Annotated in this window: 11 protein-coding genes; 7 read left to right on the top strand and 4 right to left on the bottom strand. The window is 72.4% G+C overall.

From position 1 onward, the window contains the following. Position 1 precedes the first annotated feature (1 nt). Positions 2-1,048 (bottom strand): HPP family protein, encoded by a 1,047-nt coding sequence (locus tag ABD709_RS17120; protein ID WP_344777634.1) that lies wholly within the window; start codon positions 1,046-1,048, stop codon positions 2-4. Positions 1,049-1,071: 23 nt separating this feature from the next. Between ABD709_RS17120 and ABD709_RS17115 the strand changes: the two genes are divergently transcribed. Beyond that, complete coding sequence (locus ABD709_RS17115) at positions 1,072-3,399, top strand: ComEC/Rec2 family competence protein (RefSeq protein WP_344777632.1); 2,328 nt, start codon at positions 1,072-1,074, stop codon at positions 3,397-3,399. 46 nt (positions 3,400-3,445) lie between these two features. Further along, on the top strand, positions 3,446-4,390 hold the full coding sequence (holA, locus tag ABD709_RS17110; protein ID WP_344777630.1) for a DNA polymerase III subunit delta: 945 nt from the start codon (positions 3,446-3,448) through the stop codon (positions 4,388-4,390). 76 nt (positions 4,391-4,466) lie between these two features. Here holA and rpsT read toward each other — a convergent pair whose 3' ends face one another. Both rpsT and ABD709_RS17100 read right to left on the bottom strand, forming a co-directional pair. Beyond that, on the bottom strand, positions 4,467-4,727 hold the full coding sequence (gene rpsT / locus ABD709_RS17105) for a 30S ribosomal protein S20 (protein ID WP_344777628.1): 261 nt from the start codon (positions 4,725-4,727) through the stop codon (positions 4,467-4,469). A gap of 142 nt (positions 4,728-4,869) precedes the next feature. After that, the gene (locus ABD709_RS17100; RefSeq protein ID WP_344777626.1) at positions 4,870-5,787 is read right to left on the bottom strand and encodes a phosphotransferase family protein; all 918 of its coding nucleotides are present in this window, start codon (positions 5,785-5,787) and stop codon (positions 4,870-4,872) included. Positions 5,788-5,847: 60 nt separating this feature from the next. Here ABD709_RS17100 and lepA point away from each other — a divergent pair, with 60 nt between their 5' ends. From lepA to ABD709_RS17080, 4 genes are read left to right on the top strand one after another with little or no spacing between them, the layout of a single operon-like run. After that, entirely contained in the window at positions 5,848-7,731 is a 1,884-nt protein-coding gene (gene lepA / locus ABD709_RS17095) for a translation elongation factor 4 (RefSeq protein ID WP_344777624.1), read from the top strand. After that, positions 7,728-8,855, top strand: coding sequence for a hypothetical protein (locus tag ABD709_RS17090; RefSeq protein ID WP_344777622.1), 1,128 nt, complete (start codon positions 7,728-7,730; stop codon positions 8,853-8,855). The genes lepA and ABD709_RS17090 overlap by 4 nt, the downstream gene beginning before the upstream one ends. Continuing rightward, on the top strand, positions 8,852-9,799 hold the full coding sequence (locus tag ABD709_RS17085) for an aminoglycoside phosphotransferase family protein (protein WP_344777620.1): 948 nt from the start codon (positions 8,852-8,854) through the stop codon (positions 9,797-9,799). The genes ABD709_RS17090 and ABD709_RS17085 overlap by 4 nt, the downstream gene beginning before the upstream one ends. A gap of 49 nt (positions 9,800-9,848) precedes the next feature. Then, positions 9,849-10,478 carry an MBL fold metallo-hydrolase gene (locus ABD709_RS17080; protein WP_344777619.1) on the top strand — a complete coding sequence of 210 codons (630 nt, stop codon included), beginning with the start codon at positions 9,849-9,851 and terminating at the stop codon, positions 10,476-10,478. A gap of 273 nt (positions 10,479-10,751) precedes the next feature. On the opposite strand, the gene ABD709_RS17075 is transcribed toward ABD709_RS17080, so the two are convergent. Continuing rightward, on the bottom strand, positions 10,752-12,200 hold the full coding sequence (locus tag ABD709_RS17075) for an HNH endonuclease (RefSeq protein ID WP_344777618.1): 1,449 nt from the start codon (positions 12,198-12,200) through the stop codon (positions 10,752-10,754). 360 nt (positions 12,201-12,560) lie between these two features. Between ABD709_RS17075 and ABD709_RS17070 the strand changes: the two genes are divergently transcribed. Further along, complete coding sequence (locus ABD709_RS17070) at positions 12,561-13,217, top strand: hypothetical protein (protein ID WP_344777616.1); 657 nt, start codon at positions 12,561-12,563, stop codon at positions 13,215-13,217. Positions 13,218-13,242: the final 25 nt, after the last annotated feature.

Raw genomic sequence — 13,242 nt, 5'->3', positions numbered from 1 at the left:
GCTAGGCGGTGGCGGCGCCGTCGGCGCCCAGCAGCGCCCGGTGCAGTACGGCGATCAGCTCGCCGCGGGTGATGATCCCGACCAGGCGGTCGTCGTCGTCGACGACGGGCACGTTCTTGAAACCCTCCTGGGTCATCAGCGGCACCAGCTCGGCCACCGGCGTGGAGGCGTGGATCGTGGTGACGTCGCGCCGCATGATCGACTCCACCGGCTCGAGCTCGACGATGTCGCGGGTGAACAGGTCGATGATCGAGATGATGCCGACGACGTGCCGGTCCTGGTCGACGACGGGCAGCGTCTTGACCTGGTGCTGCACCATCGCGGTCCGGGCGCGATAGATCGACTCGAACGGCTGGACCACCGCGACGTCGGTGAGCATGATCCGCTCGACGGGGAGCGAGCCGAGCCGCCGGTCCAGCGCGTGCGTCTCTGCGTCCTGGACCAGGGCGAGCACGTCCTCGGGCAGCACGTCGAGGCGCTGGCTGAGCCGCCGCATCGCCTCCTCGATGTCCGGCGTGGCCAGGCCGAGCTGGGCGGCGGGCCCGCCCGGGGCCACGGCCGCCCGGTGCGGGTAGCGACGCCCGGACAGGTTGTTGACCGCGATGCCGATCGCCAGCAGGGCCAGCGTGTTGACCGCCACGGGGGCCGCCACGAACACCAGCCCGCGGTCATAGACGGCCGGCGTCGCCGTCGCCGCCAGCAGGGCGCAGGCGCCACCAGGCGGGTGCAGGCAGCGCAGGAGCATCATCACGCCGATCGCCACGCCGACCGCGACGGCCGCCGCGAGCAGCACGTCCGGAACCAGCCAGTGCGCCGTCAGGCCGATCGTCGTCGACACCAGGTTGCCGCCGATCACCGGCCACGGTTGGGCGAGCGGGCTCGCCGGCACGGCGAACAGCAGCACCGCGCTCGCACCCATCGGAGCCACCAGGAACGGCAGCAGGTCCGACCCGCCGGGGACGAGCTTCGCGGTCGCGCCGGAGACCGCGATCCCCAGGAGTGCGCCGAGGGCTCCCCGCGCGATCTCGGGCCTGCTGTAGCTCGTCACCCGCCGAAGGTTAAGCGAACCGCGTGACCCACGACTGGCGGATGCCGGCACTCGGTGCGGCGGCGTGGCTGGCCGGCCTCGTCGGTTACCTGCCCGCGCCCTGGCCGGACCGGCTGGTGCCGCTCCTGGGAGCCGGGGTGGTCGTCGCCGCCGCGGGCGCGTGGCGCGCCGGCACGGAGCAGCACCGGGCACGGCTCCGGCTGGCGACCGGTCTGCTGCTGGTCGCGGCCGCCGTGCTCGCCGGCGTCGTGCTGCGGCATACCGCGGTCGCCGCGAGCCCGTTGGAGGCGTGGGCGCAGCAGCGTGCGGTCGCCGAGCTCGACGCGACCGTGGTGTCGGACCCGCGCACGATCAGCGGGCAGTGGGGCGACCAGGTGGTGGTGCGGCTGCAGGTGCATGCGGCGTCGGCCCGCGCGACGACGTACGACGTCGGCGGCAGCGTGGTCGTGCTCGGCGATCCGGCGTGGCGGCGCGTCGCGCTCGGCGAGCGGGTCGCGGTCGAGGGCCGGCTCGGCCCCGCCGACGACCCGGACACGGTGGCGCTGGTGACCGGGGCCCGGCCGCCGGTGCTGATCAGGGGGCCGGACGTGTGGTGGCGGGCGGCCGACGCCGTACGAGCCTCGATCCGGGCGTCCGTGGCGCATCGCCCCGACGCCCAGCGCGGCCTCGTCCCGGCGCTGGTGGACGGCGACGACGCGGCGCTGCCGGCGGAGGTGGAGCAAGACTTCCGCACCACCGGGCTGACCCACCTCACGGCGGTCTCCGGCACCAACCTCACCCTGGTCGTCGGGTTCCTGCTGACGATCGCGCGGCTGGCAGGCGTACGCCGGCGGTGGCTGCACCTGGTCGGCCTGCTCGGGATCGTCGGCTTCGTCCTCCTTGCGCGCACCGAGCCGAGCGTGCTCCGGGCGGCGGTGATGGGTGTGGTGGCGCTGTTCGCGTTCGGTGCGGACGGGCGGCGCCGGGGCCTGCGCGCGTTGGGGGTCGCCGTGGTCGTGCTGATGCTGGTCCAGCCGGCACTGGCGGTCTCGCCCGGCTTCGCCCTCTCGGCGCTGGCGACCGCCGGGATCGTCGTGCTCGGACCGGGCCTGCAGCGGGCGCTGGGGCACTGGCTGCCCGCGCCGCTCGCGGAGGCGGTCGCCGTACCGCTGGCCGCGCAGCTCGCATGCACGCCGGTCATCGCCGGGCTGTCGGGCCAGGTGAGCCTGGTGGCGGTCGTCGCGAACCTGCTCGTCGCACCCCTGGTCGGGCCCGCCACCGTGCTCGGGCTCGTCGCCGGGCTGGTCGGGCTGGTGTGGCCGTGGGCGGCGTCGTTGGTGGGCACCGGCGCCGCATGGTGCGTGGCCTGGCTGGTCGTCGTCGCAGAGCGCGGTGCCGGGCTCCCCGGGGCCGCGATCGGTTGGGGGAGCGGCGTCGTGGCGCTGGCGGTCCTGGTGGTCGTCTGCGTCGCGCTGGGGCTGCTGCTGCCGTGGCTGCTGGGCCACCCGCTGGTGGGGGCGAGCGCGGCGCTGCTGCTGGTGGTCGTCGTGCTGGGAGTGCCGGGGCGGGTCCCGTTCTGGCCGGGCCACTGGCCGCCCGACGGCTGGGTCCTCGTCGCGTGCGACGTCGGGCAGGGCGACGCGCTCGCCCTCGCCGTCGGGTCCGGCTCGGCGATCGTCGTCGACGCCGGCCCGGACCCGGCCCCGGTCGACCGGTGCCTCGACCGCCTCGGGGTCCGGCAGGTGCCGCTCGTCGTGCTCACCCACTTCCACGCCGACCACGTCGACGGGCTCGCGGGGGTCCTGCGGGGCCGTCGGGTCGGCGCCATCGAGACCAGCCCGGTCCTCGACCCACCCGAGGGCGTGTCACTCGTCAGGGACGTCGCCGACGACGCGGGCGTGCCGGTGGCGATGGCGCCGTACGGGCAGTCGATGACGTACGGCGACGTCCGCTTCCAGGTGCTCTGGCCCGACGTCGCCGGCCCGGTGCCGGGCGCGGGCGACGGCAGCTCGGCCAACAACGCCAGCGTGGTGCTGCTCGTGGAGAGCCACGGGATCCGGCTGCTGCTCGGCGGCGACGTCGAACCGCCGGGCCAGGAGCAGATCGCCGCGATGCTGCCCGGCCTGCACGTCGACGTGCTGAAGGTGCCGCACCACGGGAGCCGCTACCAGGACCGGGACTGGCTCACCTCCCTCGATGCGCGGGTCGCTGTCGTGTCGGTGGGCGTCGACAACGACTACGGCCACCCCGATGAGTCGCTGCTCGACCTCCTCGCGGCCCAGCACACCGACGTCGGCCGTACCGACCAGGACGGCAGCGTGGCCGTCGTCGTCGGCCCGGACGGCGGCCCGGAGCTGGTCCGGGCGCACTGATCGGGGCTGCGCCGACGTGTCGGGAGGGTGTGGCAGGGTTTGCGCCATGCGGGCCGAGGACGTGCTGGGACGGGTCGCCCTGCTGACCGGCAAGGAGGAGTTCCTCGCCGCGCGCACCGTCGACGAGGTGCGCCAGGTGGTGAAGGCCTATGACGCCGAGGCGGAGGTCTCCGACGCCGACGCCTCCGACCTGACCCTGGCCACCCTCGGTGAGCTGTCCGCGCCCTCACTGTTCTCGGCGGTGCGCTGCGTCGTCGTCCGCGGCCTGGAGAACCTGCCCGACGAGTCCGTGGACGGGCTGCTCGGCTACGCCGCCCAGCCTGCCGAGGAGGTCGCCCTGGTGCTGGTGCACGGCGGTGGGCCGAAGGGGAGCGGCGTCCTCGCGAAGCTCCGCAAGCTCCCGACGGTGACCGAGGTCAAGACCGCCGAGGTCAAGCCCTGGGAGATGAGCGGCTTCGCCACCGGCGAGGCCAGGCGGCTGGGCGCCACCTTGGACAAGGACGCCGCCGAGGTCCTCGTGGCCGCCGTCGGCAACGACCTACGCTCGCTCGCCGCCGCCGTCGACCAGCTCACCAACGACTTCCCGGGGGAGCGGATCACCGAGGAGAAGGTGCGCCGCTACTTCGGTGGCCGCGCCGAGGTGAAGAACTACGAGATCGCCGATGCGATCCTCGCCGGCAAGCGGGAGCTGGCGCTGCGCGAGCTGCGCTGGTCCATCGAGGCCGGGACCTCCGAGGTCTACATCCTGTCGGCCATCGCCGGACAGGTCCGCTCGCTGGCCAACCACGTCGCCGGCAACCGGGACGGCGGGATGCCCGCCTGGAAGGCCAAGTCGCTCAACGCCCAGGCGCGCGGCTGGTCCGAGCAGGGCCTCGGCCGCGCGATCCGCGCGGTCGCCCTGGCCGACGCCGACCTCAAGGGCGCCGCCAGCGACGCGTCCTACACCCTCGAGCGCCTGGTCCTGACCATCTCGTCCTTCCGCGACCGGTGAAAAAACGCCGAGTCGGCAGAAACTTGGCTCAAGTTTCTGCCGACTCGGCGTGACTCCGGACCGGAGCCGGTGAAGGTCAGAGAGAGGCGGCCTTCTTGGCGATCGCCGACTTGCGGTTGGCGGCCTGGTTCTTGTGGATGACGCCCTTGGAGGCGGCCTTGTCCAGCATCTTGTTGGCGGTCTTGCCGAGCTCGACGGCCTGGTCCTTGTCGCCGGCCTCGGCGGCCTCGCGGAACTTGCGGACGGCGGTCTTCAGGCTGGTCTTGACCGCCTTGTTGCGCTCGTGGCGCTTCTCGTTCTGCTTGTTCCGCTTGATCTGGCTCTTGATGTTCGCCACGTGTGCTACGCCTCTTGGTGTTCGGGATCCCGGAGGATCGAGGATTCTGGTCAGGTCCGGAGTGCGACGGGCATGCGGACAGCGCGCCCTGACGCGACGGACAAGGCTAACAGCGCCGGGATTCCCCACCCAAATCCGTGGGTCACCAGCCCCGGCGCTCCGCCAGCCAGTCGCGGACCACGTCGCGCTGCCAGCCCTGGACGTCGCGGATGTACGGCGACGTGGTCGGCACCGGCAGGGCGGCGCTCGCAGCGAAGTAGCCCAGGATCAGGGCGAGGGCGACGTCGATGGCCTCCGGGTCGACTCTCGACAGCATCGGGTGGTCCGCGAGGTGTGCTTGGACGTCCAGTCCGTCCCCGCGCGGCCCGATCAGCAGGAACAGCGAGTCCAGCCAGGCGGCGCCGACGACCGGCCAGTTCCAGTCGCAGGCGACGACCGAGCCGTCGGCTCGGATGATCAGGTTGTCGTCCCGGAGGTCGCAGTGGACGAGCGTGTCGCCGGCGACGACGTCCTCGAACCGCACCGTCAGCGCCCGGCACTCGGCTGCGTGCGGATCGTCGATCCGCTCCCAGAGGGCCGGCCAGTCGCCGAACGCCTCCGCGGCGGTCTCGATCCCGGCGGGCGCCGGGGTGAGCAGCCCGGCCGTCTCGACCACCATCGCGGAGGCCGCGGCGAGGTCCGCCGCCGTCCACGGACGACCCGGCGGCCGGCCGTCGACGTACTCGAAGCCGAGGACGACCCAGTCGTCCGCGTCGTGCACCCATTGCAGCCGTGGCGCCGGCACCGCGGGCGGCAGCAGGCGCAGCTTGCGCGCCTCCTCGCGGTAGGCGCCCGCGAACGTCTTCTGTGCGACCGTCGAGGCCGCCTTCACGAAGTGCCGCGACCCGTCGGCGCACACGAGCACCGACGCCAGGCCCGGCGTGAACCCGGAGGTCCGCGACTCCGACTCCACCACGGGCGACCCCAACCGCGACTCGACCGCGGCCCTGATGTGCGGCGGCAGGTGCACCCACTCCAGGCGTCGGGCGGTCCGGCCGTGCGGGATCGTCGTCGGGATCACCCGCACATCCTCGCCGACGAATTCCGGACCGTGCGGGCCCCCTGCGAGAATGGGCGGACCATGCCGCAAGCCGCCGCCGCGCCCGCCCCGGGCCACACCGACCCCGCGATCCTCCGCAACTTCTGCATCATCGCGCACATCGACCACGGCAAGTCGACCCTCGCGGACCGGATGCTGCAGCTGACCGGGGTGCTGTCCGACCGGGACGCCAAGGCGCAGTACCTCGACCGGATGGACATCGAGCGCGAGCGCGGCATCACGATCAAGAGCCAGGCCGTGCGGATGCCGTGGACGGTGACCGCCGAGGCGGGAGAGCTCCACGACGTCGAGCCGGGCACCTACGTCCTCAACATGATCGACACCCCCGGCCACGTCGACTTCACCTACGAGGTCTCCCGCAGCCTGCAGGCCTGCGAGGCCGCGATCCTGCTCGTCGACGCCGCGCAGGGCATCGAGGCCCAGACCCTGGCGAACCTCTACCTGGCGATGGGCGCCGACCTGCACATCATCCCGGTGCTCAACAAGATCGACCTGCCCGGCGCGGAGCCGGAGAAGTACGCCGAGGAGCTCGCCGGCATCATCGGCTGCGACCCGGGCGACGTGCTCAAGGTGAGCGCCAAGACCGGCGAGGGCGTCGCGTCCGTGCTCAACGAGATCGTCAGGCAGACGCCGCCGCCGGTCGGCGACCCCGACGCACCGGCCCGGGCGCTGATCTTCGACTCCGTCTACGACACCTACCGCGGCGTCGTCACCTACGTCCGGGTCGTCGACGGCAGCCTGAAGCACCGCGACCGGATCAGGATGATGTCGACCAACGCCGTGCACGAGATGCTCGAGGTCGGCGTGATCAGCCCCGAGCCGGTCAAGGCGACCGAGATCGGCGTCGGCGAGGTGGGCTACCTCATCACCGGCGTGAAGGACGTTCGCCAGTCCCGGGTCGGTGACACCGTCACGTCCCAGCACCACGGCGCCACCGAGTCGCTCGGCGGCTACCAGCACCCAAACCCCATGGTCTACGCCGGCCTCTACCCGATCGACGGTGACGACTACCCCGTGCTGCGCGACGCCCTGGAGAAGCTGGAGCTCAACGACGCCGCGCTGACCTACGAGCCGGAGACCTCAGGGGCCCTGGGATTCGGCTTCCGGGTCGGCTTCCTGGGGCTTCTCCACATGGAGATCACCCGGGACCGCCTCGAGCGCGAGTTCAACCTCGACCTGATCTCCACCGCGCCGAACGTGGTCTACGAGGTGCACCTGGAGGACGGCAAGGTGATCGAGGTGACCAATCCCAGCGAGTACCCCGACGGCAAGATCGCCGAGGTGCGTGAGCCGGTCGTCAACGCGACGATCCTCAGCCCGTCCGACTACATCGGCACGATCATGGAGCTGTGCCAGGAGAAGCGCGGCAACCTCCAGGGCATGGACTACCTGTCCGCCGACCGCGTGGAGATGCGCTACACGCTGCCGATGGGCGAGATCGTCTTTGACTTCTTCGACCAGCTGAAGAGCCGCACCAAGGGCTACGCGAGCCTCGACTACGAGCGCTCCGGCGACCAGGCCGCCGACCTCGTCAAGGTCGACATCCTCCTCCAGGGGGAGCCGGTCGACGCCTTCTCCGCGATCATCCACCGCGACGCGGCGTACTCCTACGGCGTGATGATGGCCGGCAAGCTCAAGGAGCTCATCCCGCGCCAGCAGTTCGAGGTGCCGATCCAGGCCGCCATCGGCGCCCGGGTGATCGCCCGGGAGAACATCCGGGCGATGCGCAAGGACGTGCTCGCCAAGTGCTACGGCGGTGACATCACCCGCAAGCGCAAGCTGCTGGAGAAGCAGAAGGAGGGCAAGAAGCGGATGAAGATGGTCGGTCGCGTCGAGGTCCCCCAGGAGGCCTTCGTCGCCGCGCTCTCCACGACCGGACCTGCGGGGGACAAGCCCAAGAAGTGACCCGGCGCGCGCTGCTCGTCCTCGCGGCCGCCGCCGTCGTCACGGCGCTGCCGACCGGCTGGGGCGTCCTCACCGCGCACGACACCGGGCCCGACCCCGCGGCCGACCGGCCTGCCACGCCGGCCGCCGGTCACCCGACCCAGCTCTCGGACCTGCACTGGGACCGCGCGGCCCTGCTCGGGCTGGACACCTGCGACTCGGTCGCGGTCGTGTCCGAGGACGGCCGGCCGCTGGTCGTCGTCGACGGCGACCACGTCGTCGTACCCGGCGTGCTGGCTCCGCCCGGCTCCGGCCTCGAGGTCGACGGCACGTGGACCACGTCCGGTGGGTGCGTACCGACCGCCCGGGGACCGGTCGTGGTGGTCGAGGCGCAGAAGTCGTACGCCGACCCGTCGCCCCCCGGCCCGAAGGTCTTCGCCGGCTTCACGCCCGAGGGCCGGCAGCTGTGGTCGCGGCGGGAGGATCCCGGCGCGTTCGGGAGCTACGCCGGACGCGGCGCCTTCGTCGTCGACGGCTCCCGCGACCGGCGCTGGGCGATCGTCGACGCCCGGACCGGCGCCGACGTCGCCACCGGCACCCCGGAGGAGCACCGGCCGACGGTGCCGCTGACACCGCACCTGGTCGGCGACGAGGCCGGCGGCCTCGTCGAGTACCCGGACGGCCGCCCGGTCGGGGACTTCGCCACCGCGATCGCGCAGGTCGACGACGACCGGATGATCGTCTCGGGGGTGCAGGGTCTGGAGCTGGTCCGCCTCGACGGCCTGCAGCGGATCTGGCTGCGCCGCGACCTCGCTCCGTCGGTGATCTGGGACGAGGTGGCCGACCTGTCGACCGGCACCGCCGTCCTCTTCGACTTCCGGAACCGGATCCACGGCGTCGACCTCGCCACCGGTACGGACCGCTGGATCGCCGACGTGCCGCGCAGCGAGGTGAACGGCATCGAGCTGCAGGCCGGCTCCGGCGTCGTCGTGTTCCGCACCTCCGGCGGCGCCGGCCAGGTCGTCCTCGACTCCGAGACCGGCGAGCGGCTGCACCCGGGCGGGTTCGTGCTCGCCGACCAGCACCTGCTGCTCCTCGTCCGCGGCGGCACCCCGCGTCCGGTCACGGTCGAGGACCTCCGGTGAGGCTGCCGGGACCGGTCCCGCCGGGTCTGGAGGAGCACCGGTCGCTCGGGGCCGACTGGGCCGACTGGCTGGACCGGCTGCCGGTGCTCGCCGCAGACGTCAGCGAGGAGTGGGGCCTGACCTTCGAGGGCCCGCTCTGGCACGGGTTCTGCTCGCTGGTCGCGCCGGTCACCACGACGCGCGGCCGCCCGGCGGTGCTGAAGATCCACACCGACGCCGACGCGGAGGAGTCCGACCACGAGCACCTCGCGCTCCAGCACTGGCGCGGCCGTGGAGCCGTGCGGCTGCTCCGCGCCGACCCCGGCCGCCGCGCGCTGCTCCTCGAGCGGCTCGAGCGCACCGATCTCTCCGACCACTGGGACGAGGAGGCCTGCAGGATCGTCGCGGGGCTCTATCCCCTGCTCCACCTGCCCGTCATGCCCCAGCTGCGGGCGCAGTCGACGTACGTCGCCCGCTGGGCCGCCGCCCTCGCCCGCGACGCGCACGACGTACCGGTCCCGCGTCGCCTCGTCGACCAGGCCGTCTCGCTCGCCCGCGAACTCTGTGCCGAGCCCGCCACCGCGGTCATCCATGCGGACCTGCACTACGAGAACGTCCTGCTCGGCGACCGCGACGGCGCGCCCACCTGGCTGGCGATCGACCCGAAGCCGACCAACGGCGACCCGCACTACGAGCTCGAGCCGATGCTGCGCAACAGGTTCGAGGAGTACGCCGCCCCCGGCGCCTTCGGGTCGGTGCGCGACGGCATCCGGCGCCGCTTCCACGCCCTGGTCGACGCCGCCGGCTTCGACGAGCACCGCGCCCGCGACTGGGTCGTCGTCCGCAGCGTCCTCGACGCCCACTGGGCTCACGCCGACGCCGTCCGCGCCGGCCGGCCCCTCGACGCCGAGGACCGCGACCACGTCACGCGATGCATCACGGTGGCGAAGGCTGTCCAGGACTGATGCGACGGGCCGCCGATGAGAACCGCGATCGGGAGGAGTCGACAGGGACGTGACCACGCTCTCGACCATCACCCCCGTCCTCGTCGGCGACCTGCTCGCCGAGGACGACCGGATGCCCGTCTACGTCCACGTCGTCGACCACCCCGAGGGGCGGATCCTCGTCGACACCGGGATGACGCGGCTGCACCCAGCCGTGGCCGACATGGATCCGCGGTTGGACCCGCTCGACGCGCAGGCGGACTTCGACCTGGCCGGGATCGACCTCGTGGTCAACACCCACCTGCACTTCGACCACTGCGGCGGCAACCACCTGTTCGCGGGCACCCCGGTCTACGTGCAGCGGGTCGAGCTCGAGGAGGCGCGGAGCAGGGACGACTACACGATCCGGGAGTGGGTCGACGCGGACGGCGTCGAGTACACGCCCGTCGAGGGCACGCTGGAGCTGCTCGCGGGGGTGCGGCTGGTGGCCACCCCGGGACACACCCGCGGCTCGCAGGTGGTCGTCGTGGAGACGGGCGCCGGCACGTCGGTGATCGCCGGCGACACTGCCGTCTACTTCGCCGAGCTCGACGAGCCGCGGACGGAGGGTCAGCACTTGGTCCGCGGACTCGACCCGGTGGAGGTCTGGCTCTCCCACGAGCACGAGCCGTGGCGGCCGCCCGGAGCCGTGGCCAGCTGAGCGAGGTTCGCCGCCGGAAGGCTGGAGCGGGCTCCGCGATCTTCCGCCGGTCGAATCGACAACCCCGGGTCCGCGGCCTGCGTTCAGGATTCTGGATACGTGGGCGCTCGCCGCTGGGGGTCGACGGTCTGTGGTCGCGGCTTGGAGGCTCGGAGGCGGTCGGTGGTCGAGGAGGTCGCGCATCGACCGTCACGAGACCCGTTCAGGGCCCTTTGGACGTGTCGATGACCCCGCCGGTGCTGCTCGGGGCAGGCGGGGTGTGGGGCGGGACGGTCACTGGTCGGGTGGGTGGGCGCCGGGGCACGGGGCGCCGTCGTAGTCGTGGAGCTCGGTTGTTTCCCAGGGGTGCTCGACGTCCATGGTCTCCGGGTCCAGGCGTCGGGGTGGGTCGAGCTGGCGGGTGCCGTCGTGGTCGACGAGGAAGTGTCGGTCGTGGGGCGCGATCCACAGGTAGGTGCCGGGTTCGACGATCACGTAGCGCCACAGGCTCAGGGTCTTGGCGCGGTGATGTCGGCGGCACAGGGGGACCAGGTTGCACGGACAGGTGGACCCGCCCTTGGTGTGCTCTTTGGCGTGGTCGAGGTCGCAGGCCTCGGCCGGGCGGCCGCAATGCGCGAAGACGCAGTGCGGGTCGCGCAGCCGGACCCGGGTCTTGAGGCGGTCGGGGATCTCGTAGGACCCGACGGGGAGGTGATCGGCGAGGTCGATGACCGGTCGGACGATCACGGTGGTGTTGGGCTGGTTGACCCATTCCCTGATCTGGAACGGGCTGATCGGCGTCTGGGCGTTGGCGAGCCGCCCGACCGCGGCATGCGCTGGCAACGCGCCCAGTCCCGTGGCGGCGAGGGCCCGGATGGCGGTGTCGGTGAGGTGGGCGTGCAGCTCGACCTTCCTGCCCGGAACGGTCCGGACCACCTCACCGGTCTGGGGGTCGGTGACCTCCAGATCGAGGGTGAGGTCCTGGCGGGCCAGCTCACCGGCGGCATTGGACCGCCGCAGGTCCAGGGTGTCTTCGGAGCCGAGCTTCCCGAGCAGGTTCGCCCGCCGGCCGATCGCGGTGTTCAGGTCGATCCCGTCCGCGGCGTCCAGGACCCCCTCGACCGTCACCAGGCCGCTGCTGTCGACCTCACGCAGGTTGATGTCGAAGTGCCGTTCCTCGGCGGCCTCGCGACGGCGCTTCTCGGCGAGCTCGGGGTCGAATCGGATGATCGCCTCCTCGCCCAGGCGTTCGATCTGGGCCCAGGTGCAGGTCGCGATCACGGGCGCGATGTGGCGGTCCACGAACTCCGCGGCGTCTGCGGAGAGCTGGCGGGTGAGGTCGGCGAGCCGTTCGGCACGCCACGCGGCACACCGCCCGTCGAGCACGGCGGCGAAGGTCCGCTGCAGTCGCCAGCCGAGCTCGATGACCCGACCCACGTAGTCACGGCCACCATCAGGAGACCGGCCGAGGACCGCGACCAGCTCCATCAACCCAAACTCACTGACCAGGGGTGCGCCGGGGCCGGCGATCGGGACCCCGGTGTCCAGGAAGCCGTCGGTGATCGTCGCGGCACCCTCGGTGCAGTCGGTGGTGTTGGCGTCGGCCCAGGCCACGATCTGGCACCACTCATCGATCCGCGCGTCGCGCTGGACCTTCAACGCGGTGGTGAGCCCGGCGAGCAGGTCGCGGGTGGAGCGGCCGTCGTACCGCCCCATCGGCGAGGGGTGCTTCCCGAGATCCATGAGCGAATTCAAGCACCGACCGCCGACACAAAGAGACGTCGAGAACCCGCCTGTGGACAGGGAATTCGCCCACCCGGGCTGGGCACGGATGGTGTCGATACGCCCTCGCTCGTGCCTCGCGAGGGCTACTCAACCAACGGTGGGGTGCCGGAGGTTTCGAGGCTCGGCGCTGGGGCGCCTCGCACCTCAACCACCGGCGCAGGCTCGGCGCTGGGGCGCCTCGCACCTCAACCACCGGCGCAGGCTCGGCGCCAGGGCGCCTCGCACCTCAACCACCGGCGGCGGCTCAAGCGGCGGTGGTGCGGGCCGAGTTCGGGTGTTCCGCTGCGAGGGGTGTCCGGCTCATCCAGAATCTTCAGCATGTCTCGGATAGTCGCGGCCGTTCTCGTTGCTGCGGCAGTGCTGCTGCCCTCGGCCGCCCACGCAGAGCGTTGGACAGGCGCCGACCCGCGCAAGGACGTCGCCGGGTTCTGGTTCAGCCCCGATCCGGCACCGTGCGGCAGCCACGCCGACGTGGACGCGACCGGTGACAAGAACGACGACCTGGTCCGGTTGACGGCGCGCCACGCCGACCGCGCCGTGTGGCTCAAGGGGCGGTTCCGGGACCTCGAGGAGGAGAGCGAGCAATGGGTGACGTTCCGGCTCCGGACGCCGGCAGCGCGCTGGGAGCTCGACGTCAACCGATTCCGGACCGATGCTGGCAAGGTCCGGGTGATGGGTTTCATCGGCCGACTGCCGAAGAACGCCCCGCGGGATGACTGCGGCACGACGACGTTCGCCTACACGGTCGTGGGCGAGGGCTGCCGCGTCTACCCCGAGGTCGACACCGATGCCGACACGGTCCGTGCCCATGTGGCACGCAGGTGCCTCGGCAAGCCGCGCTGGATCGAGGCGGGTGTGTACGCCAACGGGTGGGTGGAGCCGACGGACCCGGAGGACCCCAGCTCCACCGTCTTCTCCGACTCCTGGGACGCGTTCGGAAGCTACGGGCCGCGCCTGTACCGAGGAGCCTCGTGACGGTCGCTGCGCGCGCGGGAAATGG

The organism is Nocardioides panacisoli (assembly GCF_039537325.1).
In the GTDB taxonomy this organism is placed as follows: Bacteria; Actinomycetota; Actinomycetes; order Propionibacteriales; family Nocardioidaceae; genus Nocardioides; species Nocardioides panacisoli.
This window is presented reverse-complemented; position numbering and strand designations above follow the sequence as displayed.

Bases quoted from the DNA above. Each gene is read 5' to 3' on its own strand.
- ABD709_RS17070 (WP_344777616.1), top strand. From the start codon at position 12,561: ATGTCTCGGATAGTCGCGGCCGTTCTCGTTGCTGCGGCAGTGCTGCTG.
- lepA (WP_344777624.1), top strand. From the start codon at position 5,848: ATGCCGCAAGCCGCCGCCGCGCCCGCCCCGGGCCACACCGACCCCGCG.
- ABD709_RS17075 (WP_344777618.1), bottom strand. From the start codon at position 12,200: ATGGATCTCGGGAAGCACCCCTCGCCGATGGGGCGGTACGACGGCCGC.
- holA (WP_344777630.1), top strand. From the start codon at position 3,446: ATGCGGGCCGAGGACGTGCTGGGACGGGTCGCCCTGCTGACCGGCAAG.